This is a genomic window from Pseudomonas fluorescens (assembly GCF_004683905.1).
GTDB classification, from domain to species: domain Bacteria; phylum Pseudomonadota; class Gammaproteobacteria; order Pseudomonadales; family Pseudomonadaceae; genus Aquipseudomonas; species Aquipseudomonas putida_A.
The window spans coordinates 2,655,354-2,679,560 of record NZ_CP038438.1 but is presented as its reverse complement, the minus strand read 5'-3'; the positions used below and the strand labels follow the sequence as shown (position 1 = coordinate 2,679,560).

Here is a 24,207-nt window from a genome sequence, read left to right as displayed (position 1 = left end):
GCGGTACCGGCGCGAGGGCCAGCCTGACATCCCTGTCTATCGTGTATCGACGACTTGCTCGGCCAGTATCCGGCGCCGCCCCCTGACGGCTCTGATTTTTATCAAGCAATGGCCGAACTGCGGCAGCCCGCGTCTAAGTTTGTGTCCGTTCGTCACTTGGCGCTGCCGGAACATGAATGAGATCGGTGTCAGGGTGAGTGACACCTATGCTTAACCCACCCCCGCCAGCGTGATCTCCCCCATGTCAGAAGCACCTGTTCTCCAGGCACAACACCTCAAGACTGCTTGCTCCAACTGCAGCGTGCTGGAGTTGTGTCTGCCGATCGGGATGAACGGTGCGGAGGTCGCGCGCCTGGATACGCTTATCGTGCAACGGGTCAAGGTCAAAAAGGGCGCGGCGCTGTACCGCACCGGCGATCCGCTGCGCTCGCTGTACGCGGTGCGAATCGGCTCGTTCAAGACCAGCATGCTGTCCGTGGACGGCCGAGAGCAGGTCACCGGTTTTCACATCCCCGGCGAGATGCTCGGGCTGGACGCCATCAGCGCCGACGAGCATGCCTGCAACGCCTTTGCCCTGGAGGACAGCGAGGTCTGCCCGATCCACTTTGCGCAGCTGGAAAAGCTCGCGCAAAGCCTGCCGTCGCTGCAGCACAACCTCAACCGGTTGCTGAGCCGTGAAATCGTGCGCGACCACAGCATGTTGATGCTGATGGGCAACATGAACTCGGATGAGCGGCTGGCGGCGTTTCTGCTCAACCTGTCGCAACGCCTGAGCCTGCGCGGTTACTCGGCAAAGGATTTCGTGCTGAAAATGCGCCGCGAGGAAATCGGCTCCTATCTGGGGCTGCGCCTGGAAACCATCTGCAGGGGTATCGCCCACCTGCGGGATCAGGAGCTGGTGGAAATCAGCGGCCGCGACGTGCGGATCCAGAACATGGACGGCCTCAAGCAATTGGTTGCCGGCTGCCACCGCTCGCCGCGCTGAGCCAATTGCCCCCCTGCCCGAACACCTCGATCGGCGACGCCATCGCGTGCGTCTGATCCAGATCAGATCCAGCCACCGGCAACCGCGTAGAAAAGGAGTGAAAGAACGGTGCGTGTTCGCGCGCCAGCCTTTCCAACCGGATGGAGGATTACCCCATGCTTACTGTCAAAGATCACAACGATCGGGCCGTGGCCGCCTACGCCGCAGTCTCCGGGCAATACTGGATTGAAGCCGTCAAGGATGGGCGTCATGTGTTGATCCGTCCGTTGGCGGAAAAGGATCGCGAGCGTGAATATGCCTTCATCAAGCGCCTGTCGCCCGAGTCCCGGCACATGCGTTTTCTGGCGCAGATCAGCGAGCCCGGCACGGCGCTGCTCGATCAATTGATGGACACCGATAACCAGCAGCGCACGGCGTTCATCGCCCTGGTGCATGAAAATGGCCAGCTGATCGAAATCGGCATCAGCCGTTATGCCGCCACCGGCGAGCATGAATGCGAATGCGCCGTGACCGTTGCAGATGAATGGCAACATCTGGGTCTGGGGACGCTGTTGATGGAGCATCTGATCAAGGCTGCGCGCAGAAACGGCTTTCACCGGATGTATTCAGTGGACTCCGCCGGCAACGAAGCGATGCGTGAACTGGCGCGTAACCTGAACTTCGAAACCCATCACGATCCTGACGACAGCCGTCAGGTCATACACCGTCTTCAGCTGTAAAAAAACGCCCGGTGGCGAGTCTGCAAACGACTCGCCACCGGGCGTTTTTTTTCACGATTGCAAGGTATGTCCCGGTTTGATCGCCAGCACACTGCAAGGCGCACGATGCAGGATCTGTTCGGCAGTGGTGCCCAACAACTTGTTCAACCCATGGTGCTGCACCGTGCCCAACACGATCACGTCAATGTGATGTTCGACGGCAAACTCGCAAATGCTCGGTACCGGGGGCCCCTCGACAAAATGTCGGCAAGCCGTCGGTACACCCTGGCGTTCGGACAGGGCAGCAAATGCTTCGTGTTGCGCGCTGCCCAAGGCTTCATAAATTCCGGTGGCCAGCGGTAAGGCGCCGTAGCCCATGTCGGTGGCATACACCGCCGCCCAGTCGTAGACATGCAGCAATTCGAGCCGGGCATCACACTGCTCGGCCAGGCGCACGGCGGCTTCGACAATCTGATCGTTGAAGCGCAGATCCTGATCCTGACTGCGCAACACATCGATGATCGCCAGCACACTGCGTGGCCGTGGATGCGCGTCATCGGTGACCAGATGCACCGGCACCGGGCAATCGCGCAGCAATTGCCAATCCAGCGGGGTGTAAAACACCCGCTTCAACGCCGACTCCTGCTGCGCATCCTTGATGATCAGCGCCAACGGCATCTCATTGACGAACTGCAGGACTTCTTCGTACGGGTGTTGCACCCAGACCACCTCACTGCTGACCTCGATACCGTGGCGCTCAAGCAATGTGGCCTGCTCGGCCAGCCACTGGCGATGCGTGCGCAGATAACCGTCGCGGGCCAGACGGATTTGCTCAGGGGCGAACAGGCCCGCCACCGCCAGCGCCTGCAGATAATCGAAGGCGACGATGTGCAACGGCAATTGCATGGCGACTGCCAACGCAGCGGCACGCTCGAACGCCGGTGTGTGGCTCATGGTGGGGGGAGCAATCAACAATAAACGTTGGGTCTGCGACATGGGGCACCTCGGCACGACGGCCATCTGGATCGAGTGAACAGATATCCAGATTGCGCGCTCCTGCTACCGGCGAGTTGATCTTGATCAGTTCTGCATCGAACCTTCGCCGCCACTGTTTCAGTGCCACAAGGTGCCGGCCCACATCGCCAATGTCAGCAGCACCTGCCCGGGGATGACAATCGCAGCGAACCCTCTGCCTCCACTGACCCAGGCCACCACGCATTTGCTCAATGAGTTGCTGCTGATCGCGATCAGCGCGGGAGCGACAATCGCTTCCACCGGTAACAGACCGGCCTTGGCCAGCCCGGCGATAGAAGCGGTTGACGCGTGCGCATCGGCGAATCCGCTGAAGGTCGCGGTGAGCATCACGCCCACCTGGCCGAATTGACTGAGCATGGCCGACGAGACCAGGGTGATCGCGGTCATGGTCAATGCGATGATCACGGCGAGTTTCAGATTGAATGCGCCGCCCGCCGGCAGCGTCTCGTCAGTGCCTTGGGTCGACCGGGGCAACATCAGACCAGCGCTGTAGATCAGCGCCGCCACGCTGCCGGACACTAACGGCAGCCACAGGCTGCGCAACAAGGCTGGATCGACGGTGGCGAGAATCAGCCCGGTCTGAACCATGGTGGCGAGATTGGACAGCAGCGCCGCCGCGCTGAGGATCCGCACATTATTCGGTTCCCGGGCGACTCGTTGGCCCATGGTCGCAATGGTCAGGGTGCTGGAAGCGAAACCCGAAGCGATGGCGCTGATGACGTAGCCGTAACGAATGCCCAGCGTACGAACGGCGATGTGCCCTGCCGCCCCCACCAGCATCAGCAACACCGTCAAGGTGCAGATGGTGCGCAGATTGAGCGCGGCGTAGGGCCCGATGTAGCGATCCGGCGTCAATGGCAGCAGCACCAGCGCGGTAATCAGCAAGACCAGGCCGTCGCGCATTTCGGTTTCGCTCAACTGAGTGATCGCGAAGTGATGCAGTTTTTCCCGATACGTCAGCAATCCCGCCACCACCACGCCAATCGCCACCGCCAGTTCGGGCGCGCGCGTGCACAACGCGCCCAATATGAGCACGATGATCAGCGCCACTTCACTGGTCACGCCGGGGTCGTCATCGCGCCCGCGCCAATAGGCGACGGTGATCAGCAAGGTCAAACCGATCGCGACCATGCCCACCAACAGCGCCGCCCCCACCACCATCGCGGCGTAGCCGAGCAATGCGCTGATCGCAAACGTGCGCAAACCTGCGCTGCCTCGACGTTCGCCGCTGCCCTTGTGCCGTTCGCGCTCAAGACCGATGAGCATGCCGATGCCCAGGGCGGCCGCTGCCTGCGTGATGCCAAGGGATTCATTCATCGTCGATCCGCCCTGCCCCGTCCATCAGCCCAACGGCTTCAGCCGACGACGGCGTCCGCCGCTCTGGCCGGCTGGCCTGCTTCTTGGCGCTCGCTGGCCTGCGGCCAGGGGTGCGGGGCGTCGATGCGGGCCCTGAGTCGACTGACGAATGCCCGCGCGTCTTCGAGGTGATCGAAGCTCACCTGCCAGTCGTCCAGGGACACGATCCAGCCATGCGGCGCCGCTGTTGCACTGATATCAATGTTCATCGAAAAGCCTCCGTCGAGTCGGAAAAAGACCCTTGTTCAAGGGCTGATCGCGACCTTCATGACCCCGTCGCGCTGATGCGCAAACAACTCGTACGCCGCCTCGATGTCATCGAGTTTGAAGCGATGGGTCACCAGCGGCGATAAATCGACCGCGCCGCTTTGCACCACCGCCATCAAGCGACGCATGCGCTCCTTGCCACCGGGGCACAGGGTCGAGACGATGCTGTAATCGCCCAGCCCGGCGGCAAAGGCATCGAGCGGGATGCGCAGGTCGCTGGAATACACCCCCAGACTCGACAAACGGCCACCGGGACGCAGCACCCGCAATGCCGATTCGAACGTGCCCTGGGTGCCCAGCGCTTCGATGGACACGTCGACGCCACGGCCATCGGTCAACGCCATGATCTGCTCGACCACGTCGCCGTCCTTGAAGTTGACCACATGGGTCGCGCCCAACCGGCGGGCGACGCTCATGCGCTCCGGCACGCCATCGACGCCAATGATCGTGGTAGCGCCCTTGAGGCGCGCACCCGCCACGGCACACAGGCCGATCGGCCCGAGGGCGAACACCGCGACGGTGTCGCCGATATTGATCTCGCCGCGCTCCGCCCCGGAAAACCCGGTGGACATGATGTCCGGGCACATCAGCACCTGCTCGTCGCTGAGGCCATCAGGGATCGGACACAGATTGGCCAGGGCGTCCGGCACCAGCACGTATTCGGCCTGGCAGCCGTCGATGGTGTTGCCGAACTTCCAGCCGCCAATCGCCTTGAAGCCGTGGCGAGTGTCCGGGCCGTCCTGCGAGCCGCAGCCGCACAAACAGGCGTAACTCTGTCCGCTGGGCGTAATGGCCCCGGCGATCACCCGTTGTCCCTCGACGAAACCACGCACCTGCGAACCCAGCCGCTCAATAACGCCCACTGGCTCATGACCGATGGTCAGCCCTTTGGCCACCGGGTATTCGCCGCGCAGGATATGCACGTCGGTGCCGCAGAGGGTCGTGGTGGTGACGCGCACCAGCGCATCCAGTGGGCCGACTTGCGGAATCGGCTTGTCTTCGAGCACGATGCGGTTCTTTTCGACGAATATCGCCGCTTTCATCATGGCCATGGTCAATTCCCCTGAGCGAGTCGCAGCTTGAGATGTCCTCAAGACTGCGCCGTCGTCACGGCGCCGAAGTTGATAATGGTCAAACAATGCGTGGATCAGCCCACCGCTTTCGCGAGCAAGCCCGCTCCCACACTGGATCTCGGGCAGTCACCCAACCCGTGAACATCGCATATCCCCGTGGGAGCGGGCTTGCTCGCGAAGGGGCCATTACGGTCACCACATACCGCGCGTCCGATGAGCTGTGCTGCCGAATCGTCCCGTTGACAAATATCAATCCCGCCCGCTATGCCGGCGCCACGATGGGCGCAAGGCTCACGGCCCGAACACCGCGCCGCCTTTTCGCGTCGTGTGTGCGATCAACCACGGGAGATTTGTCATGTCTGAGCAATCGCGTTTCATGCTGGTGGTTTCGCCCCTGATGAAAAACAGCCCGGCTTTCGAACGCGCCGCCGCGCTGGCCAAGGCGTCTGACGCGGCCTTGCACATCGTTGCGTTCGATTATCTGGAAGGCCTGGCGACTGCCGGGCTGGTCAATGAACAGGCGCTGGAGCAAATGCGCCTGGGCTACGTCGAGCGCCATCACCAATGGCTCGAAGACCAGGCTCGGCCGCTGCGCAAACTCGGGGTGCACGTCACCACCGAGGTGGTCTGGGTCGAAAGTCCGCTGGAGGAAATCCTCATTCACCTGCGCGAACAGCCGATGGCGGCGCTGATCAAGACACTGGAGCACGAATCGCTGCTGTCACGCCTGATGTTCACCCCGCTGGATGTGCATCTGCTGCGCGAGTGCCCGGTGCCGCTGCACTTTGTCAGCCATGTGCAACATGCTCTGCCACGGCGTATTGTCGCGGCGGTCGACCCGTTCCATCGCGATGGGCAGTACCAGGGTCTGAACGACCGGATCCTGTACGAAGCCGGCAAACTGGCAAGTTTGTGTAAAGCCGAGCTGGACGTGATCTACGCCCACGACCTGTCCTCGATCAGCGCCGCCGAATTCGGTTTCGATCATGCCTCGGCGTTCTTTTCCTCCAGCGCCGCCAAGGCGCTGTTCGATGCCCAGGGCGAAGCCTTTCGTGAACTGGCCGAGCGCAACGATATTCCGGCAGAAAACCAGCACATGATCATGGGCGACCCGGCCAAGGTACTGGCCAGTTACGCCGACGCGTACGACATTGACGTAATCGTCATGGGCCGCGTCGCGCACCGGGGCATGGGCCGCCTGATCGGTAGCACCGTCGAACACCTGCTGTACCGGATGCCATGCAGTGTGTGGGTGGTGGCGCCGGAAAAGCTCGAATGAGGTTATGAGCTAATAACACCTTCATTAAACCGTCTTTCAAACGTTGTACTAGGATAGGATCCACATCCTGACATTTGCGCCGACCAGGGAACATGCTCGACGCAGGTCAGGAATGGGACTGTTTCACCTGCAACTCATGGATGATGTTTATGAATTCACACCTGTTTCCCCACATCGGTAAAGTCATTGCGAGCACCGGCAGCCGGCACTTTCCGCGGATGCTGCATGACCTGATCCAGACACAACTGGCGGTGGACGCCACACACATTCGCCAGATGCGCGTCGAGCCGGTGGGCCGCCCCGCCCATCGCAACCCGCCGGAAACCGGCCAAGACTCGGCCCAGCAGGCTGAAACGGTATTCTGCGAACAGATTGCCGCACGCTCGAGCGAGCCGATAGACACGCCAGACGCGGCCAGCGCCGACGCCTCGCAGCTACACCTGACCCGGCGCAAGGACGGCTACCGCTACGTGATTTCGGTGTATCGCAACGACCAGTCGCAACGATTCTCGGCTCAGGAGCAGAGTTTGTTGCAGGACATTTCTCCGGTGCTGTTGCCGATGGTGGAAAAACACATTCACGCCCTGCAACCCCAGCAGACCAACCCAGAAGACCCGTCGCCCGGCGCTGACGGCGCGCAACAGGGCCTGGAAAACCTGCGGCTGCGCTTCAACGAGCGTTTGCAGCAACTGGGCCTGAGGCTGTCCAATCGCGAAACCGAAGTGTGCATCGGCCTGCTCGCCGGGCGTACCGCGCCGGAGCTGGCCGAACAGTTGCAACTGAAGGTCAACACAGTGGAAAGCTACCTCAAACGCGCCGCGATCAAACTGGGGATCAGCGGCCGGCATTCGTTGATGCGCTGGATGTATTCGCCGGAGGACACGTCCACCGCCACCAGCGCGGCCTGAGTCCGCCACTGAAGAAAAAAACCGCCGCCCTCCCCGGACGGCGGTTTTTTACATTGGGGGCCTAATCCTTCGGCACGACTCTATCCAGCGCCTGATTCACCGCCAACTCCCCCAGCATCACCACCTGCGCAATGCCCAACACCGTATTGCGGCTTGGCCCTTCTAGCGTGCCGGCGAAATCACCAAGCATGACGGTGGCCGAGGCCAGGGATTCGCAGGCGTTGGCCAGCAGGGATTCGGTGTCGGTTTGCGGGTTGACCAGGAACATGCTGCTGGGGGTGTACGGCGTTGCCATGATGTTCGCGGGCGCGAGGTAATGGTCGAGGGCGCGTTCGGCGGCTTCGTGGAGCTTTCTGGAGTTGAGGGATTCGTACGGCGATAGCGGGTCTGTGATTGGCAGATTGGGTGGGGTTTCGGGCATCAGCTGGAACTCCGATCGGGGCACTTTGGAAGAATCACTTCCTGTAGGAGCTGCCGAAGGCTGCGATCTTTTGATGTTGCTTTTAAAAAACAAAATCAAAAGATCGCAGCCTTCGGCAGCTCCTACAGGGGGCCGCGTGATTAGTTCGGGATGCGACGGCCGTCCAGTACTCGGTTGACCATCAGTTCACTGAGCATGATCACCTGATGCAGCACCAGCATGGCCCGGCGCTGTGGGTTATCGACGGTGTCGCCGATATCACGGGCCATGTCGCTGGCGGCGGCTAATGATTCGCAGGCTTCGACGAGCAAGGTTTCTTCGTCCACGGTGGGGTCGATGAGGAAAATTCTGTTCGCCTTGCATGACGAGGTTGAAGGGACCGAGATCTTCAGTGCGCCGGGGTGGAGGTAGAAATTGATGGCGCGATCGGTTGCCGCTTTTATCTTCTGCGGGTCGAGGGCCGGGTCGTACGGGATCGAGGTGTCCGGGGGGTTGGGTGTGGCTTTGAACATAGGTGAAGCTCCTGCTTAGCAAAAGTAAGGAGCCATCACTCTCGCTACCAAACGAGGGTGGCGGCCATACGCGGGTTGGTAGACCGGTCTAAGCAGGAAAACCCGGCGCTCCCGAAGGAGCCCCACGCATGGCCACCATAAAAAATCGAGTCCCCCTGAAAAGGGACTGCATATGGCGTCGCCATCACACTTAGAAACGGGCTACCAAACCCGATCACTGATTTTCAGTGACAGGGAAACGATATAGCCCGACCCATAGTCGTGTAAGCCGGCGGATTCTGGCGTACGCGTAGGTAACGGCGCAAGGCGTTGTAGCCGTTATGGCGTAACGGTTCGTGTACTTTAAACGTGGTTGCGGGGTTATGTTTATGTGCGGGGTTTGCTCTGTTGTTTTGATGTTGTCTGGCAAGCCGCTTTCGCGAGCAAGCTCGCTCCCACAGTTGGAATGAGTGCATTCAGTGGGAGGGTGATCGTCTTGTAGGCCGCCATCGCTGGCAAGCCAGCTCCCACAATTTGACCGAGTGTATTCAGTTGGGGATTGGTCGACTGTGAGGCCGCTTTCGCGAGCAAGCCCGCTCCCACAGTTGGAATGAGTGCATTCAGGTGGGAGTTGGTCGGCGGGTAGGCCGCCATCGCTGGCAAGCCAGCTCCCACAGTTGGAAAGCGAAAAACAGGGACGGGTTCATGACCCGTCCCTTTCGATTTTTGCACTTCAGGCACGAGCCCGGCCAATCAGCTTCGGCAATCAGTCCCGCGCCAGCGCCTCGATCGGATCGAGGCGCGATGCATTGCGCGCGGGGACGAAGCCGAAGACGATGCCGATCAGCGTCGAGCAGATCACCGCCGTCAGCACCGAGGCCATGGAGAACACCATCTCCCATTCCTTGATGAACAGCGAAAACAGATGGCCGATGGCATACGACAGGGAAATGCCGATGGCCCCGCCGAGCAAGCAGACCATCACCGCCTCCACCAGAAACTGCTGACGGATGTCCGACTGCCGTGCGCCGACCGCCATGCGAATGCCGATCTCGCGGGTACGCTCGGTGACCGACACCAGCATGATGTTCATCACGCCGATGCCGCCGACCACCAGCGAAATCACCGCGATCAGCGACAGCAGCAAGGCCAGCGAGCGGCTGGTTTTCTGCACGGTCTGCATCACGCTGTCGAGGTTGTTGGTGTAGAAGTCCTTGATGCCGTGGCGTTGCAGCATCAATTGGGTGACGTGATTTTCCACCACTTTGCTCGACTGGCCGTCCTTGATCCGTACGCTGATGCTGTCGAGAAAACGTTGGCCCAGGATACGGCCGGCGGCGGTTTCGTAGGGCACCCAGACGTTGAGAGTCTTGCCGGAGGCAAACAGGTTTTTGTTCTCGGCCGCCACGCCGATCACCGTGCACGGCAGGTTGCCGATCAGGATCACCTGGCCCAGCGGATCGACGCCCTCGGCGAACAGCCGATGCCGGGTGTTGTAGTCGATCACCACCACCTGCGCCTGACGCCGGGCGTCGGTTTCGCTGAAGGTGATGCCCGCCTCCAGTTTGATTCCGCGAACCTGGAAATACTGATCACTGACACCGTTGATCTGCGCATCGAGGTCGATGTTGCGATAACGCAGAAGCATGCTGCGACCGACCACCGGGGTGGCGCTGTCGACGTAATACAGTTGATTCAGCGCGGTGACGTCGGCCGGCACCAGTGTCTCGATCGACGCGGCGCGTTTGTCGCCGAAACTGCTGCCGGAATAGATATCGATGGTGTTGCTGCCGATCGCCGAAATGTCCTTGAGCACGTAGTTTTTCGCGCCCTCGCCGATCGCCGAAATCGACACCACCGAGGTGATGCCGATGACGATCCCGAGCATGGTCAACAAGGTGCGCATGCGGTGCGAAATCAGCGCCACCCAGGCCATGTTGAACGCTTCCTTGAACAGCCCGAGGCTGGCGACCAAACGGCGTGTCGCCGGTGGTTTGGGCGGCACCTCCTCTTCGTCCGACAGTTGCCCGGTGTCGCGCTGGTTGCGCCGGTCGCTGAGGATTTCACCGTCGCTGACTTCGATGATGCGTTCGGCGTTGGCCGCGACTTTCGGGTCGTGGGTCACCAGAATCACCGTGTGCCCGGCCGCGTGCAGCTCCAGCAGGATGCGCATCACTTCCTTGCCGCTGGCGGTGTCGAGGGCGCCGGTGGGTTCGTCGGCGAGAATCACTTCACCGCCATTCATCAAGGCCCGGGCGATACTCACCCGCTGCTGCTGACCGCCGGAGAGCTGACTCGGACGGTGCGTCAGGTGCCCGTCGAGACCCAGACGCGCCAGCAGCTCGCGGGCGCGGGCGTGGCGTTGCGGCGCGGGGATGCCGGCGTAGATGGCCGGCATCTCGACGTTGTGCATCGCGCTCAGGTGCGGCAGCAAGTGATAGCGCTGGAAGATGAAACCGAAGTAATCGCGGCGCAGCTCGGCCAGCGCCTGATCGTCAAGGTCGCGGGTCTCTTGGCCGTTAATCTTGTAGCTGCCGGCGGTGGCGTAATCGAGGCAGCCGAGGATGTTCATCAGGGTTGATTTGCCGGAGCCGGAGGCGCCGATGATCGCCACCATTTCTCCGGCGTTGATCGTCAGGTTGATGTCCTTCAGCGCGAGAAATTCGCGGTCGCCGGCAGTGAAACTGCGGGTGATGCCAGTCAGTTGCAGCAACGCCTGCGTCATGCTCAAGCCCCCGCCACGGCGGGCAACGGATCACCGATCACCACCCGCTCGCCTTCGCTGAGGCCCTGATTGATCTGCACTTTGACGTTGTTGTTGATCCCGGTCTGCACGTTGCGCGACTGCGCCTGGCCCTTGGCATCGAGCACCCGCACCGGAAAGCTGCCATCGGCGTTGCGTGGCCCAAGCGCGGCCACCGGCACGGTCAGCACCGATTGCGCGGTATCGAGGACGATGCGCACTTGCGCGGTCATCGAGATGCGCAAGCGATGGTCGGGATTGGGCACCTCGAACAGCGCGTTGTAAAACACTGCGGTGTTTTGTTTCGGCGTACCGGCCGGCGGTGTTTCGAGGAAGTTCTGCGGCGCCGGCTCAGTGCCGCGCAGCTTGCCGTAATAGCGTTTGTCTTCGCCGAGAATAGTGAAATACACCTGCTGCCCCGGCGCGATATGAATCACATCGGCCTCCGACACCTGGGCCTTGATGGTCATGGTATCCAGATCCGCCAGTTTCAGCAGGATCGGCGCCAACTGGTTAGCAATCACGGTCTGGCCTTCCTGGGTGACGATGCCGACCACGTCGCCATCGATCGGCGCGACGATCCGCGTATACGCGAGGTTGACCTTGGCGGTGTCGATCTGGATGTGCGCACTTTTGATCTGCGCGTCCAGCGACAGCAGATTGGCCTGCTGCACCTCGTAGTCCGATTGCGCGGTTTCGAAGTCCTGACGCGAGATCGACGCGTCTTCCTGCAGGTTCTGATAGCGCTGGTAAATCGCTTTGGTCTGCTTGAGCTGGGCTTGTGTGGCGCGCTTTTGCGCCTGCAGGTTTTCCTCATCGACCTGCGCCTGCCGCAGGGTGTTCTGCAGCACCAGCGGATCGATCTCGGCCAGCCACTGGCCCTTCTTCACCTTGTCGCCCACCTTGACCTTGAGCGACTTCAACTGCCCCGACACCTGGGCACCGACGTCCACCTGCTTGACGCCTTCCAGCAAACCGGTAGCTAGCACAGTGTTTTCGATATCCGAGCGTTCGACCGGGGCGGTCTGGTATTTCGGCGCTTCGGCCGGTGCCTGCACCGTGTACAGCACCAACCCGGCCACCGCCGCCAATGCCAACCCCATACCGACTTTGCGCAACTTCGACTTTTCCATAAATAACCACAAGTCCGTTCAGGGATGAACCCGGCCAGCGGCCGGGTCTTGATAGAACAACCACACTCAGGACAGCACTTCGCCGACCGTCAGCGCCAGGCCGTCATGCCACCACGCGGCGAAACTGAAGACGTTGGGCGCCTTGAGAATCGTGAAGTGGTTGCCCGGCCCGTACCACACCGCCAGATCGCTGACCTGCCGCTGCCAGCCTTCAAGCACCGCCGCCTGTTCGCGCTGATTGCCCCACTCGTCCAGCGTCGGGTCATCGACCAGTACCAGCCGCACCGGCCCGGTATAGGCCAGTCGCGGTTGATAGACCGTGCGCAAGGCGCTGGCGAAGGTGCGTACCGGGCCATGCATCGCGTCCGGCGCCGCGCGCTCCGACAACACCCCGGCGCGCACCATGCCGTCGTGCAGCAGACGCAGTTGCGTGGTGTCGTCGGCGTTGGCGAAGGTCGCAGGATCGATGCCCAGCGATTTGCCACAGGATAACTGCAGGGTGTCAATCAGCCGTTGCAGCGCGGCAGTGGCCGTGTACGGCTTGCCCGCCGTGCCGTCACCGCCCGGTGCCTCGCTGTCGATCAAGGTCAGCGAAGCCACCTCGCGCCCGGCCGCCTGCAACTGCGCAGCCATGGCATGCGCGACCCAGCCGCCGAACGAATGGCCGATCAGGTGCAGCGGCCCCTGCGGGTGGATCTGCTCGATGGCTTGCAGGTAGAACGCGGCAGCGGCTTCGACCGCGCTGTGCGGCACACTGACGCCGTCCAGCCCGCGCGGTTGCAGGCCGATGATCGGCCACTCCGGGCCGATCGCCTCGGTCAGGTGAATGAACCCGGTGACGCTGTCACCCGCCCCCGGCACACAGAAAATCGGCGCATGCCCCGGCTGCCCGGTCTGAATCGTCAGCAGCGGTTGATACAGCGCCGGTTCCGGCGTCACCAGGGTTTCCAGCGCCTGGGTAATGGCCTGGCCAAGCGCTTGGATGTGCGGGTGCTTCATCATGGTCCGGTGGTCGCCGGGGATGTCGATGCAGCGCAGCAAGCCAATGTCGAAGCGCTCTTCCCAGCCGCGCGTCGAGCTCGGCAATGACTGGCCTTCCATCAGTTCCTGTGCACGGAACAGGTGGATCGGCTGGCTCGCCGGGCTGACCCGGTAATGCGCCAGCGCCAGACGATGCGCCGCTTCGCGATCAAAGTAATGCCAGGCGTCCGCCGCGCTGACCGTGGCCAGTTCCGGATCGGTCAGTTGCTGCGCCTGACAGCGCTTGAACAGCTCGGGGAAATCCAGTTGTTCGACTTGCGCTTCCAGCGCTTGCACCGCCGCCAGCGCCGTCTCGCTTCCAGCACCAAGCATCAGCGAACGCCCACGGCAATGGCCGAGCAACTGACGCTTGTCGAGGCCCTCGCCGCTCCACATCGTTTTGTCTTGGGCGAGTGGGTTTGGCGCATAGCTGTCGAGCATGCCGATGAAATCCACCGGCTCATCGAGGCCGAGCAATTGCTGCGCGACCTCATGCGCCAGCACCCCGCCGAACGACCAGCCCGCCAGCCGATACGGCCCGTGAGGCTGTACCGCGCGGATGATCCCGACCATGCGCTGCGCCATGCACTCAAGCGTGCGCAATTGCGCTTGCCCCAGCGGCACACCGGGCAGGCCGTAAATCGGGAACTCGCCACCGATGTGCTGGGCCAGCGTCGGGAAATACACGTCCCTGCCGCTGAATTCATGCAGCAGGAACAGCGGCGTACCGTGCGTCCCGGCACGCACCACGACCAGCCCGTCAGGCTGACTGACCGCCTCGCCCTGACTGAGCAGCGCGGCGGCAGACTCGATGCTCGGATGCTGGAACAGTTCGGCCAGCGACAGCGACAGCCCGGCCCGTTGCATCAGATTGACCAGCTTCACCGCCAGCAACGAATGCCCGCCCAGTTCAAAGAAGTTGTCATGGCGACCGACCTGTTCGACGCCGAGGACTTCACCCCATATCTGCGCCAGCGCGGTTTCGACGTCACCCTGTGGCGCCACGTATGGGCGGTTGATCACGGCGTCCGCTCCCGGCTCCGGCAGGGCTTTGCGATCAATCTTGTCGTTTGGTGTCAGCGGCAAAGCGTCGAGCAACACGAACGCGCCCGGCACCATGTATTCCGGCAGGCGCTCCAGCACATGGCTGCGCAACGTCTCAAGACTCGGTGCTTCCACGCCGGAACGCACGGTGTACCAGGCCACCAGACGCTCATCACGGACCATCACCACCGCCTCGCGAATCGCCGGATGTTCGATCATCCGCGCCTCGATTTCCCCCGGCTCCAAGCGCAAGCCCCGCAGCTTGATCTGGAAGTCGTTGCGACCAAGGAATTCCAGCTCGCCGTGATTGTTGTAGCGCGCCAGATCTCCCGTACGGTAAAGGCGATCACCCGCCACAAACGGGCTGTCGATGAAGCGCTCGGCCTGCATCTCCGGCAGTCCGTGATAACCACGCGCCACGCCGACGCCGCCAATGTGCAACTCACCACTGACGCCTTGCGGCACCGGCTGACCGTACGCATCGAGCACGTACAGCCGAGTGTTGCTCAAGGCTGTGCCGATCGGCACCACGTTGTCCGGCACCGGCATATGCGGCTCCAGCGTCCAGCCCGTGCTGTCCACCGTGGTTTCAGTCGGGCCATAAACGTTGTGCAAACGCACCCACGGCAGGCGATCACGCACCTGTCGCGCCAGTACCGCACTGAGTTCACCACCACCGTTGAGCACATCGGTCAGGCTGGTGCATTGCTCGACACCGTCCTGCTCAATGAACTGCTGCAACAGCGCCGGAACGAATTTGACTACGGTGACCTGCTGCTCACGAATGGTCTGCACCACATAGGCCGAATCGCGGTTGCCGTTCGGCCGCGCCAGCACCAGACGCATCCCGGAACACAGCGGCCAGAAGATCTCCCACACCGAACTGTCGAAGCTGAACGGTGCTTTTTGCAGCAACGCACCGTGTTCGGTCGGCGGCGAAATCTGCGAACCCCAATGCACCATGTTGCAGGCGCTGCGGTGTTCGATCATCACGCCCTTCGGCAGCCCGGTAGAACCGGAGGTGTAGATCATGTACGCAAGGTTCGAGGCGCTGAGGCCCGGCACTGACGAATCGTGATCCGGCAGGTGCTGCCAGGTACTGCGGTCAAGGTCGATCACCGTGGCGACCGCGTCATCGAACAACCCGCGAGTAGCGGTCTGCACCAGCACCGCAGTCGGCGCGCTGTCCTTGAGCATGTAGGCCAGACGCTCCACCGGATACCCCGGGTCCAGCGGCACATAGGCACCACCGGCCTTGAGGATGCCGAGCAGACCGACCACCAGATCCAACCCGCGCTCGACGCAGATCGCCACCCGCGCATCCGGCTGCACACCGAGTTCGCGCAGGTGCTGGGCCAAGCGGTTGGCGCGCTGATTGAGCTCGCGGTAGGTCAGGTTGCCTTGCGCGGACTGCAGCGCGACAGCGTCCGGTTTGCGCCGCACCTGCGCTTCGAACAAGCCATGCAACGGCTGCTCCAGCGGACAATCAACGGCGCTGGCATTGAAATCGACCAGCAAACGCTGCTGCTCCTGCGGTGCCAGCAACGGCACTCGCGCAAGCACCGCCTGATCATCGTTGACCAGCGCCGCCAGCAGCCGCTGGAAGTAGCCGACAAAACGCTGCACCGTCGCTTCATCGAACAACGCCGTGGCATAGCGCAACGAACCGCGAATCCCGTCGTGGGAATCGCCAAGACTCAGCGACAGGTCGAACTTCACAAAATGGCTGTCGCCGGCCACCCCTTCCAGGGTCAGGTCGCCGAGGGTCAGGCTCGGACCGTCGTTGTTGTCCCAACTGAGCATGGTCTGGAACAACGCGCTGTGCGACAGGCTGCGGACAGGCTTGCTGATGTCCACCACTTGCTCGAACGGCAGATCCTGATGCGCCTGAGCGTCCAGAGTCTGCGCCTTGACCCGCGCCAGCAGCGCCTCGCCGCTCGGCTCACCCGAGGTGTCGATGCGCAGCGCCAGGGTGTTGACGAACATGCCGATCAGGCCTTCGATCTCGGCGCGGGTGCGGTTGGCCACCGGCGAGCCGATCACCACGTCGCTCTGCCCGGACAACCGACTGAGCAACATCGCCCAGGCGCTCATGATCACCATGTACGGCGTCACCGCGCGACGCTGACACGAGGCTTTCAAACCGGCGCTCAAGTGTTGATCGAGCAGCAGGTCGACGCGGCTGCCGGAATAGTCCTGCTGTGGCGGACGCGGACGGTCGGTGGGCAGGGTCAGCAGGGCTGGCGCGCCGGCCAGGGTCTGCTGCCAGTAATCGCTCTGACGCTGCAGCACCTCGCCACTGAGCCAGCGCCGTTGCCACACCGCGTAGTCGGTGTATTGCAGCGCCAGCGGCGGCAGCGGATCGTCCTCGCCACGGCTGAACGCCTGATACAACGCCGCCAGCTCACGGGTCAGCACGCCCATCGACCAGCCATCGGCGATGATGTGGTGCAGCGTCAGCAACAGCACATGATGGTCGTCGGCCAGACGCACAAGACGTCCGCGCAGCAGCGCATCGTGCTGCAGATTGAACGAAGCGCAGGCCTGTTCCTCGATCAGACCACGCAAGGCATTGTCAGCCTGTGGGTGCTGACGCAGGTCTTCTACCGTCAGCAGCAGACCGCTCTCGGCCGGCAGAATCAGCACCTGCGGCTGATCGTCGATCTGGCTGAAGCGGCTGCGCAGGGTTTCGTGTCGGGCGACGATGCGTGCCAGAGCCCGTTGCAGCGCGTCTTCATCCAGTCGACCGCGCAGGCGCAAACCGACCGGGATGTTGTAGGCGCTGTTGCCGCCGTCCATCTGCGCCAGGAACCACAGGCGTTGCTGGGCGAATGACAGCGGCAATAGCTGATCACGCGGTGCCGACAAAATCTCCGGCAAGGTGCTGCGCCCCGCCCGGCTCAACACCTCGGCGACAGCGGCCAGCTCGGGGTTGGCGAACAACTCGGCGAGTGTCAGCTCGACGCCCAACTGCTGGCGCACCTGCGACAGCATGCGCATCGCCAGCAACGAATGCCCGCCCAGTTCGAAGAAGTTGTCGTGACGACCGACCTGTTCGAGCTGCAACAAACCGGCCCAGATCCGCGCCAAATGTTGTTCCAGCGCCGAGATCGGCGCCACATACACCCGGCTGAGCAGCGCTGCCTGCGTCGGTGCCGGCAGCGCCTTGCGGTCGACCTTGCCGTTGTTGTTCAACGGCAGTACATCCAGTTGTACCCAGGCGGTCGGCACCATGTATTCCGGCAGTCGCGCCAGCAACTGCGCGTGCAGATCCGCGCTGTCCAGACGGCCGGCGTGCGCGGTGTAGTAGGCCACCAGACGCGTGATGTCCTGACCATCGCGGCGCGCCAGCACCACCGCTTCCTTGATCCCTTGGCAGTTGAGCAGGCGGTTTTCGATTTCGCCCAACTCGATACGGAAACCGCGAATCTTCACCTGATCGTCATTGCGCCCGATGCAATCGAGCTGCCCCGGGGCCAGCCAGCGTGCGAGGTCGCCGGTGCGATACAGCAACGCACCCGGCTGCTCGCTGAACGGATCACACAGAAACTTCTCGGCGGTCAGATCGGCGCGATTCAGATAACCCAGCGCCACGCCCTGCCCGCCGATGTACAACTCGCCGGTCACGCCCATCGGCACCGGTTGCTGATGCGTGTCGAGCACATACACCTGAGTGTTGGAGATCGGCGCGCCAATCGGCACGCTCTCGGCGTTTTCCGCCACTTCACGCACTTCAAATGTCGTGGCGTAAGTGGTGGTTTCGGTCGGACCGTAGCAATGCACGATGCGCAGCGCGGGCGCCTCGGCCAGCAGTCGACGGAACGCCGCCGGATCGCCACGCTCACCACCACACAACAGAATGCGCAAGCCTTTCAGCGCCTGCGGAATCAGCTGCACATACTGGTTGAACAGCGCCGTGGTGACGAACAGCACGGTCGCCCCGGAGGCGCTCAATTCATGGCCGAACGCACTCGGATCGAGCAAGGTCTGGTGATCGATCACCACCACGCGCCCGCCGTTGAGCAGCGGCCCCCAGATGTCCATGGTGCTGGCGTCGAACGCCGGGTTGGAGGCGAACACCACGCGATCCTGCGGGTTGAAATCGGCATAACCGTTGTTCAGCACCAGGCGGCCGATGGCGCGGTGCGGCACCATCACGCCTTTCGGGGTGCCGGTGGAGCCGGAGGTGTACATGATGTACGCCAGCGACTCCGAGGACTGCGCCAGATTCGGGTTGTGCGTCGGTTGGCCGCTGAGGGTCAAGCGGTCGAGGTCGATGCGTGGCGCAGCGTAGTCGATGACTTCACTGCTGAGGGTCAGCAACGCCGCCGCGTGACAGTCCTCGACCATGAACGCCTGCCGCTCGCTCGGCGCGTTGATGTCCAGCGGCACATAGGCCGCCGCGCATTTGGCAATCGCCAGTTGCGCCACCAGCAACTCCAGCGAGCGTGGCAGCAGGATCGCCACGTGGTCGCCGGGCTGCACGCCGTGGCTGATCAAGTGATGCGCCAGACGGTTGGCCTGGGCGTTCAGCTCAAAGTAGCTCAGCGAATGCTCGCCATGCACCGCCGCCACCGCTTTGGGATGCGCCGCTGCCTGTTGCTGGAAAATCCCGTGTACGGTCAGCGTTTGCGGATACTCGCGCGCCGTGGCGTTGAAGTCGTACAGCAAGCGCTGACGCTCAGACTCGGCGAGTAATTGCACCCGCTCCAGGACTGTCAGCTCATCGCTGACCATCGCCGCCAGCAGGCGCTGCAAGTAGCCGACATAACGCTCGACGGTCGCTTGATCGAACAACGCCGTGGCGTATTCCAGCGAACCGCGAATCACCCCGTTGACCTCACCCAGGGTCAAAGTCAGGTCGAACTTGGCCACCCGGCCCGGCGCGGCCACCCCTTCGAGGCTCAGATCGCCCAGCGCCAGGTGCGGGCCGACGCTGCTGTCCCAGCTCAGCGTGCTCTGGAACAACGGGCTGTGCGCCAGACTGCGCGCCGGCCGGGCGATTTCCACCACGTGCTCGAACGGCAGATCCTGATGCGCCTGCGCCTCCAGCGTGCGCGCCTTGACCCGCGCCAGCAGCGTGGCAACGCTCGGTTCACCCGAGGTGTCGATGCGCAGCGCCAGGGTGTTGACGAACATGCCGATCAGGCCTTCGATCTCAGCGCGGGTGCGGTTGGCCACCGGCGAGCCGATCACCACGTCGGACTGCCCAGACAGACGACTCAGCAACAGCGACCAGGCACTCATCAGGGTCATGAACAGGGTCACGCCGTGACGCTGACTCAAGGCTCTTAGCCCGGCACTTAGTTGCTCATCCAGGCGTACTTCGACGCTGCTGCCGGCAAAGTCCTGTTGTGGCGGACGCGGACGGTCGGTGGGCAGGGTCAGCAAGGCCGGCGCGCCGTCGAGGGTCTGCTGCCAGTAATCGCTCTGCCGCTGCAGCACTTCACCGCTGAGCCAGCGCCGCTGCCACACGGCGTAGTCGCCGTATTGCAGCGCAAGTGGCGGCAATGGATCCGGCTGACCGTGACTGAAGGCCTGATACAGCGCCATCAGCTCACGGGTCAGCACACCCATCGACCAACCGTCGGCGACGATGTGATGCACGGTCAGCAACAGCACATGGTGCTCGTCGGCCAGACGTACCAGACGTCCGCGAATCAGTGGATCGTGCTGCAGATCGAAGGCCGTCGCGGCTTCCTGCGCGAGCAGCGCCTGCACGCTGGCTTCGGCCTGCGGGTCTTGGCGCAGGTCTTCAATCGGCAACAGCAGACCGCTATCGACCGGCGCAATCAGCACCTGCGCCTGATCGTCGATGCTGACGAAACGGCTGCGCAGGGTTGCGTGCCGCGCAACGATCTGCGCCAGTGCGCGTTGCAGCGCTTCGCCGTCGAGTTGCCCGCGCAGGCGCAGGCCAAGCGGAATGTTGTACGCCGAGTTGCCACCGTCCATTTGCGCGAGGAACCACAGGCGCTGCTGGGCGAAGGACAGCGGCAGCGCTTGATCCGGCGCGGCCGCGACGATCTCTGGCAGCGTGCTGCGCCCGGCGCGGGTCAGCACCTCGGCCACCGCGCTGAGATGCGGATCGGCAAACAACTCGCTCAGGGGCAGTTCGACGCCCAGACGCTGGCGCACCTGCGACAGCATGCGCATCGCCAGCAACGAATGACCGCCGAGTTCGAAGAAGTGGTCATGGCGGCCGATCTGTTCGACTTGCAGGGTCTCGGCCCAGATCTGCGCCAGCGCGGTTTCCAGTTCACCTTGCGGCGCAACGTATTCACGGGTGAACAACGCCGCAGCATCCGGTTCGGGCAAGGCTTTGCGATCAACCTTGCCGTTGTTGTTCAGCGGCAAGGCATCGAGCTGCACCCAGGCACTCGGCACCATGTATTCCGGCAATTGCGTCTGCAAATGCTCACGCAGGCCAGCCAGTTCCAGCGTGCCGTCGTGCGCGGTGTAGTAGGCCACCAGCCGCAGCGGTTCCTGACCATCGCGCCGGGCGAGCACCACCGCTTCGTTGATCCCCGGATAGCTCAGCAAACGATTTTCGATCTCACCGAGTTCGATGCGGAAACCACGGATTTTCACCTGATCGTCATTGCGCCCGATGCAATCGAGCTGCCCCGGCGCCAGCCAGCGCACGAGGTCGCCAGTGCGGTAGAGCAACGCGCCCGGACGGTCGCTGAACGGATCGGGCAGGAATTTTTCCGCCGTCAGATCGGCACGGTTCAAGTAACCGAGGGCCACGCCCTGCCCGCCGATGTACAACTCGCCGGTCACGCCCATCGGCACCGGTTGCTGATGCGCGTCGAGCACGTACACCTGCGTGTTGGAGATCGGCGCGCCAATCGGCACGCTTTCGGCGTTTTCCGCCACTTCGTGCACTTCAAACGTGGTGGCGTAAGTGGTGGTTTCGGTCGGGCCGTAGCAATGCACGATGCGCAGCTGCGGCGCCTCGGCCCGCAAGCGGCGGAAGCTTGCCGGATCGCCGCGTTCACCGCCGCACAGAACCATGCGCAAGCCTTTCAGGGCCTGCGGAATCAGTTGCACGTACTGGTTGAACAGCGCGGTGGTGACAAACAGGATTGTCGCGCCGCTGGCGCTCAATTCGCGACCGAATGCGTTCGGATCCAGCAGGGTCTGGTGATCGATCACCACCACGCGTCCGCCGTTGAGCAGCGGCCCCCAGATGTCCATGGTGCTGGCGTCGAACGCCGGGTTGGACGCAAACGCTACGCGATCCTGCCGGTTGAAATCGGCGTAGCCGTTGTTCAGCACCAGACGAGCGATGCCACGGTGCGGCACCATCACACCCTTCGGCGTACCGGTGGAACCGGAGGTGTACATGATGTACGCCAGCGCGTCCGAGCTTTGCGCCAGATTCGGATTGTGCGTCGACTGACCGCTGAGCTTGAGCCGGTCGAGGTCGATGCGCGGCGCGGCGTAGTCGATCTCTTCGCTGCTGAGTGTCAGCAACGCCACGGCGCGGCTGTCCTCAAGCATGAACGCCTGGCGCTCGCTCGGCGCGTTGATGTCCAGCGGCACATAGGCCGCTGCGCACTTGGCAATCGCCAGCTGCGCGACCAACAGCTCCCGCGAGCGCGGCAGCAGGATCGCCACATGAGCGCCCGGCTTTGCGCCTTGAGCGATCAGGTAGTGGGCCAAACGGTTGGCCCGATCATTCAAATCGGCATAACTCGACATTTGCCCGCCATGCACCACAGCGATGGCGTGTGGATCTGCCGCCATTTGCCTTTCGAATAATGCGTGCACGGTCAGCGCACGCGGGTATTCCCGCTCGGTGGCATTGAACTCGACCAGCAATTGCCGGCGTTCGTCCGGGGCCAGGATCGACACCTGATCAACGCTCAATTGTGGTGTCTGTTCCAGTGCCTGCAGCAGGTTGCTCACCGCCCGTTGCAGGTACTCGCAGATGCGTGCGGGATCGATGCCGGGGGCAGCCAGTGCAGTGAAGCCGAAACCTTCGCCGAGGTCATCGACACTCACGCTCAACTGATAGTTGGTGTGCTCCTGGGTATTGAGCAACTGCATGCCTTGCCACGCGTTCGTCGCCTCCGCAGAAGGCGTGCCGGCAGTTGCGCTGTGGCGATAGTTGAACAGCGTACTGAATAACGGCGTGCCGGCGGGCATACCACTGCAACGCTGGGCCAGCGCCAATTGCGCATGCTCATGTTGCAGCAGCGCGTTCAACTGTTGGTGGGTGGCGAGCGCGGCTTCCTGCGCCGAGCGTTGCCCGAGATCGACGCGCAGCGGCAAGGTGTTGATGAACACCCCCAGCGCGCGTTCGGCGCCCTCGCCCGCCTGCAACCGCCCCAGCAACACGGTGCCGAACACCACCGCGTCTCGCCCGGAGAGTTTTCCCAGCACCTGCGCCCAGGCCAGATGCATCAGGCTCGCGGCGCTGATCCCCAGACGCCGGGCCTTGGCCCTGACGCGCTGACTCAGATCGAGGTCGAGTACCCGTCGTGCTTCTGCGGCGTGGCCCTCGGCAATGCTGTGCTGGCCGTACGGCGCGCTCGGTTCGCTGACGTCACCGAGCATTTCGCGGAAGAACGCTTCATGCGCCTGATCACTGATTGCGCCACGGCTGTGCGCCACGTAATTGCGATACGGCACCGGCTCGGCCAGACGTTGCGGCTGGCCGCTGAGGAACGCCTGCATTTCGTGTTGCAGCACCTCCAGCGCCACGTGGTCCATCACCAGGTGATGGAACAGCAGCAACGCCACCACACGTTGATTGGCGGCGTCCCAGGCGTGCACGACGCGCATCAGCGGCGCCTGATTGACGGCCATGCGGTATTGCGCAGCGTCGAAGCGTTGGCGCAATTGCTCGAGTACATCACCGTCCGCGCCATTCAGTTCCAGCGCTTCGCAAACCAGCGGCGCCTCACGCCAGACCACTTGCACCGGGTCTTGCAGCCCGTCCCAGAACAGTGAAGTGCGCAGGATGTCGTGACGCTGGATCACGTTCTGCAAGGCCTGGGTGAAAGCGTCAAGGCGTTGCTCGTCAGCAAACGCAAACTGCGCCTGCAACACATACGGATCGCCCTGCGCGGCGGACAGATGATGGAACAGGATGCCGGTCTGCAACGGCGCCAGCGGGTAAATGTCCTGCACGTTGGCCACGCCGCCGGGGATGCTGGCGACGATACGATCGATGCTCGACTGATCGAGCGCCACCAGTGGCAGCAGCTCGGGAGTGATACGCGTGCAGTCCGCAGTGATCAGGTTGGCCGCGACTTCGGCCTCGGGCTCGCCACCCACGGCAGCGGCCAGTGCGGCGAGGGTCGGCTGGTTGAACAGCACGCGAATGTCGGCGCTCAGGCCGGCACGGCGCATCCGCGCCACCAGATTCACCGCCAGCAACGAGTGACCACCGAGTTCGAAGAAATGGTCGTGGCGCCCTACCCGCTCAACCTTGAGCAATTCAGCCCAGAGCTGCGCGAGCGCGGTTTCCACTTCGCCGACCGGGGCTTCGTATTCACGGGCGGTCTGCGCCGCCAGATCGGGGGCCGGCAGCGCCTTGCGGTCAAGTTTGCCGTTAGGGCTGAGCGGCAATGCATCGAGATGCACGAACAGTGCGGGCACCATGTAGTCCGGCAAGTTTTCCAGCAGATGGCTGCGCAGCGTTTCGACTTCCAGCGGTGCGCCGGTGTAGTACGCGACCAGACGCTTGTCCCCCGGCACGTCTTCGCGGGCCAGTACAGCGGCTTCCTGAATGCCGTCGATCTGG

General features: G+C 62.9%; 13 protein-coding genes (1 of these 13 cut by a window edge). 4 read left to right on the top strand and 9 right to left on the bottom strand.

Translation table 11 applies throughout. The features are described from left to right. Window positions 1-241: 241 nt before the first annotated feature. Both fnr and E4T63_RS11965 read left to right on the top strand, forming a co-directional pair. Window positions 242-985, top strand: a complete 744-nt coding sequence (fnr, locus tag E4T63_RS11970; protein WP_135295551.1) for a fumarate/nitrate reduction transcriptional regulator Fnr — start codon at window positions 242-244, stop codon at window positions 983-985. A gap of 155 nt (window positions 986-1,140) precedes the next feature. Then, the gene (locus tag E4T63_RS11965; protein WP_135295550.1) at window positions 1,141-1,704 is read left to right on the top strand and encodes a GNAT family N-acetyltransferase; all 564 of its coding nucleotides are present in this window, start codon (window positions 1,141-1,143) and stop codon (window positions 1,702-1,704) included. Window positions 1,705-1,755: 51 nt separating this feature from the next. Here E4T63_RS11965 and E4T63_RS11960 read toward each other — a convergent pair whose 3' ends face one another. The 4 genes from E4T63_RS11960 to E4T63_RS11945 all read right to left on the bottom strand — a co-directional run bounded on the left by E4T63_RS11960 (window position 1,756) and on the right by E4T63_RS11945 (window position 5,393). After that, complete coding sequence (locus tag E4T63_RS11960) at window positions 1,756-2,679, bottom strand: universal stress protein (protein ID WP_135295549.1); 924 nt, start codon at window positions 2,677-2,679, stop codon at window positions 1,756-1,758. A gap of 117 nt (window positions 2,680-2,796) precedes the next feature. Next, window positions 2,797-4,035, bottom strand: coding sequence for an MgtC/SapB family protein (locus E4T63_RS11955; protein WP_135295548.1), 1,239 nt, complete (start codon window positions 4,033-4,035; stop codon window positions 2,797-2,799). 38 nt (window positions 4,036-4,073) lie between these two features. Beyond that, the gene (locus tag E4T63_RS11950) at window positions 4,074-4,283 is read right to left on the bottom strand and encodes a hypothetical protein (protein WP_098968308.1); all 210 of its coding nucleotides are present in this window, start codon (window positions 4,281-4,283) and stop codon (window positions 4,074-4,076) included. Between the two features lie 36 nt (window positions 4,284-4,319). After that, the gene (locus tag E4T63_RS11945) at window positions 4,320-5,393 is read right to left on the bottom strand and encodes an NAD(P)-dependent alcohol dehydrogenase (RefSeq protein ID WP_098968307.1); all 1,074 of its coding nucleotides are present in this window, start codon (window positions 5,391-5,393) and stop codon (window positions 4,320-4,322) included. Window positions 5,394-5,769: 376 nt separating this feature from the next. Here E4T63_RS11945 and E4T63_RS11940 point away from each other — a divergent pair, with 376 nt between their 5' ends. Both E4T63_RS11940 and E4T63_RS11935 read left to right on the top strand, forming a co-directional pair. After that, window positions 5,770-6,693, top strand: a complete 924-nt coding sequence (locus E4T63_RS11940) for a universal stress protein (RefSeq protein WP_135295547.1) — start codon at window positions 5,770-5,772, stop codon at window positions 6,691-6,693. Window positions 6,694-6,842: 149 nt separating this feature from the next. Next, on the top strand, window positions 6,843-7,601 hold the full coding sequence (locus E4T63_RS11935) for a helix-turn-helix transcriptional regulator (RefSeq protein ID WP_135295546.1): 759 nt from the start codon (window positions 6,843-6,845) through the stop codon (window positions 7,599-7,601). 61 nt (window positions 7,602-7,662) lie between these two features. On the opposite strand, the gene E4T63_RS11930 is transcribed toward E4T63_RS11935, so the two are convergent. From E4T63_RS11930 to E4T63_RS11905, 5 genes are all read right to left on the bottom strand, one after another. Further along, window positions 7,663-8,022 carry a DUF6124 family protein gene (locus tag E4T63_RS11930; protein ID WP_135295545.1) on the bottom strand — a complete coding sequence of 120 codons (360 nt, stop codon included), beginning with the start codon at window positions 8,020-8,022 and terminating at the stop codon, window positions 7,663-7,665. 140 nt (window positions 8,023-8,162) lie between these two features. Then, window positions 8,163-8,534 carry a DUF6124 family protein gene (locus E4T63_RS11920; protein ID WP_135295544.1) on the bottom strand — a complete coding sequence of 124 codons (372 nt, stop codon included), beginning with the start codon at window positions 8,532-8,534 and terminating at the stop codon, window positions 8,163-8,165. Window positions 8,535-9,279: 745 nt separating this feature from the next. After that, a complete protein-coding gene (locus tag E4T63_RS11915) occupies window positions 9,280-11,238 on the bottom strand; it encodes a MacB family efflux pump subunit (protein ID WP_135295543.1) in 1,959 nt (652 codons plus the stop codon). Between the two features lie 2 nt (window positions 11,239-11,240). Further along, entirely contained in the window at window positions 11,241-12,389 is a 1,149-nt protein-coding gene (gene macA / locus E4T63_RS11910) for a macrolide transporter subunit MacA (RefSeq protein ID WP_096797354.1), read from the bottom strand. Between the two features lie 66 nt (window positions 12,390-12,455). Next, window positions 12,456-24,207 carry the 3' portion of a non-ribosomal peptide synthase/polyketide synthase gene (locus tag E4T63_RS11905; RefSeq protein WP_135295542.1) on the bottom strand. The gene runs 6,092 nt beyond the window's last position, so only the last 11,752 of its 17,844 coding nucleotides appear in the window; its start codon lies off the right edge, out of view; the stop codon is at window positions 12,456-12,458.

What these genes read in the sequence shown, in the direction of transcription:
- fnr (WP_135295551.1), top strand. Translation starts at nt 242, where the DNA reads ATGTCAGAAGCACCTGTTCTCCAGGCACAACACCTCAAGACTGCTTGC.
- E4T63_RS11965 (WP_135295550.1), top strand. Translation starts at nt 1,141, where the DNA reads ATGCTTACTGTCAAAGATCACAACGATCGGGCCGTGGCCGCCTACGCC.
- E4T63_RS11960 (WP_135295549.1), bottom strand. Translation starts at nt 2,679, where the DNA reads ATGTCGCAGACCCAACGTTTATTGTTGATTGCTCCCCCCACCATGAGC.
- E4T63_RS11955 (WP_135295548.1), bottom strand. Translation starts at nt 4,035, where the DNA reads ATGAATGAATCCCTTGGCATCACGCAGGCAGCGGCCGCCCTGGGCATC.
- E4T63_RS11950 (WP_098968308.1), bottom strand. Translation starts at nt 4,283, where the DNA reads ATGAACATTGATATCAGTGCAACAGCGGCGCCGCATGGCTGGATCGTG.
- E4T63_RS11945 (WP_098968307.1), bottom strand. Translation starts at nt 5,393, where the DNA reads ATGGCCATGATGAAAGCGGCGATATTCGTCGAAAAGAACCGCATCGTG.
- E4T63_RS11940 (WP_135295547.1), top strand. Translation starts at nt 5,770, where the DNA reads ATGTCTGAGCAATCGCGTTTCATGCTGGTGGTTTCGCCCCTGATGAAA.
- E4T63_RS11935 (WP_135295546.1), top strand. Translation starts at nt 6,843, where the DNA reads ATGAATTCACACCTGTTTCCCCACATCGGTAAAGTCATTGCGAGCACC.
- E4T63_RS11930 (WP_135295545.1), bottom strand. Translation starts at nt 8,022, where the DNA reads ATGCCCGAAACCCCACCCAATCTGCCAATCACAGACCCGCTATCGCCG.
- E4T63_RS11920 (WP_135295544.1), bottom strand. Translation starts at nt 8,534, where the DNA reads ATGTTCAAAGCCACACCCAACCCCCCGGACACCTCGATCCCGTACGAC.
- E4T63_RS11915 (WP_135295543.1), bottom strand. Translation starts at nt 11,238, where the DNA reads ATGACGCAGGCGTTGCTGCAACTGACTGGCATCACCCGCAGTTTCACT.
- macA (WP_096797354.1), bottom strand. Translation starts at nt 12,389, where the DNA reads ATGGAAAAGTCGAAGTTGCGCAAAGTCGGTATGGGGTTGGCATTGGCG.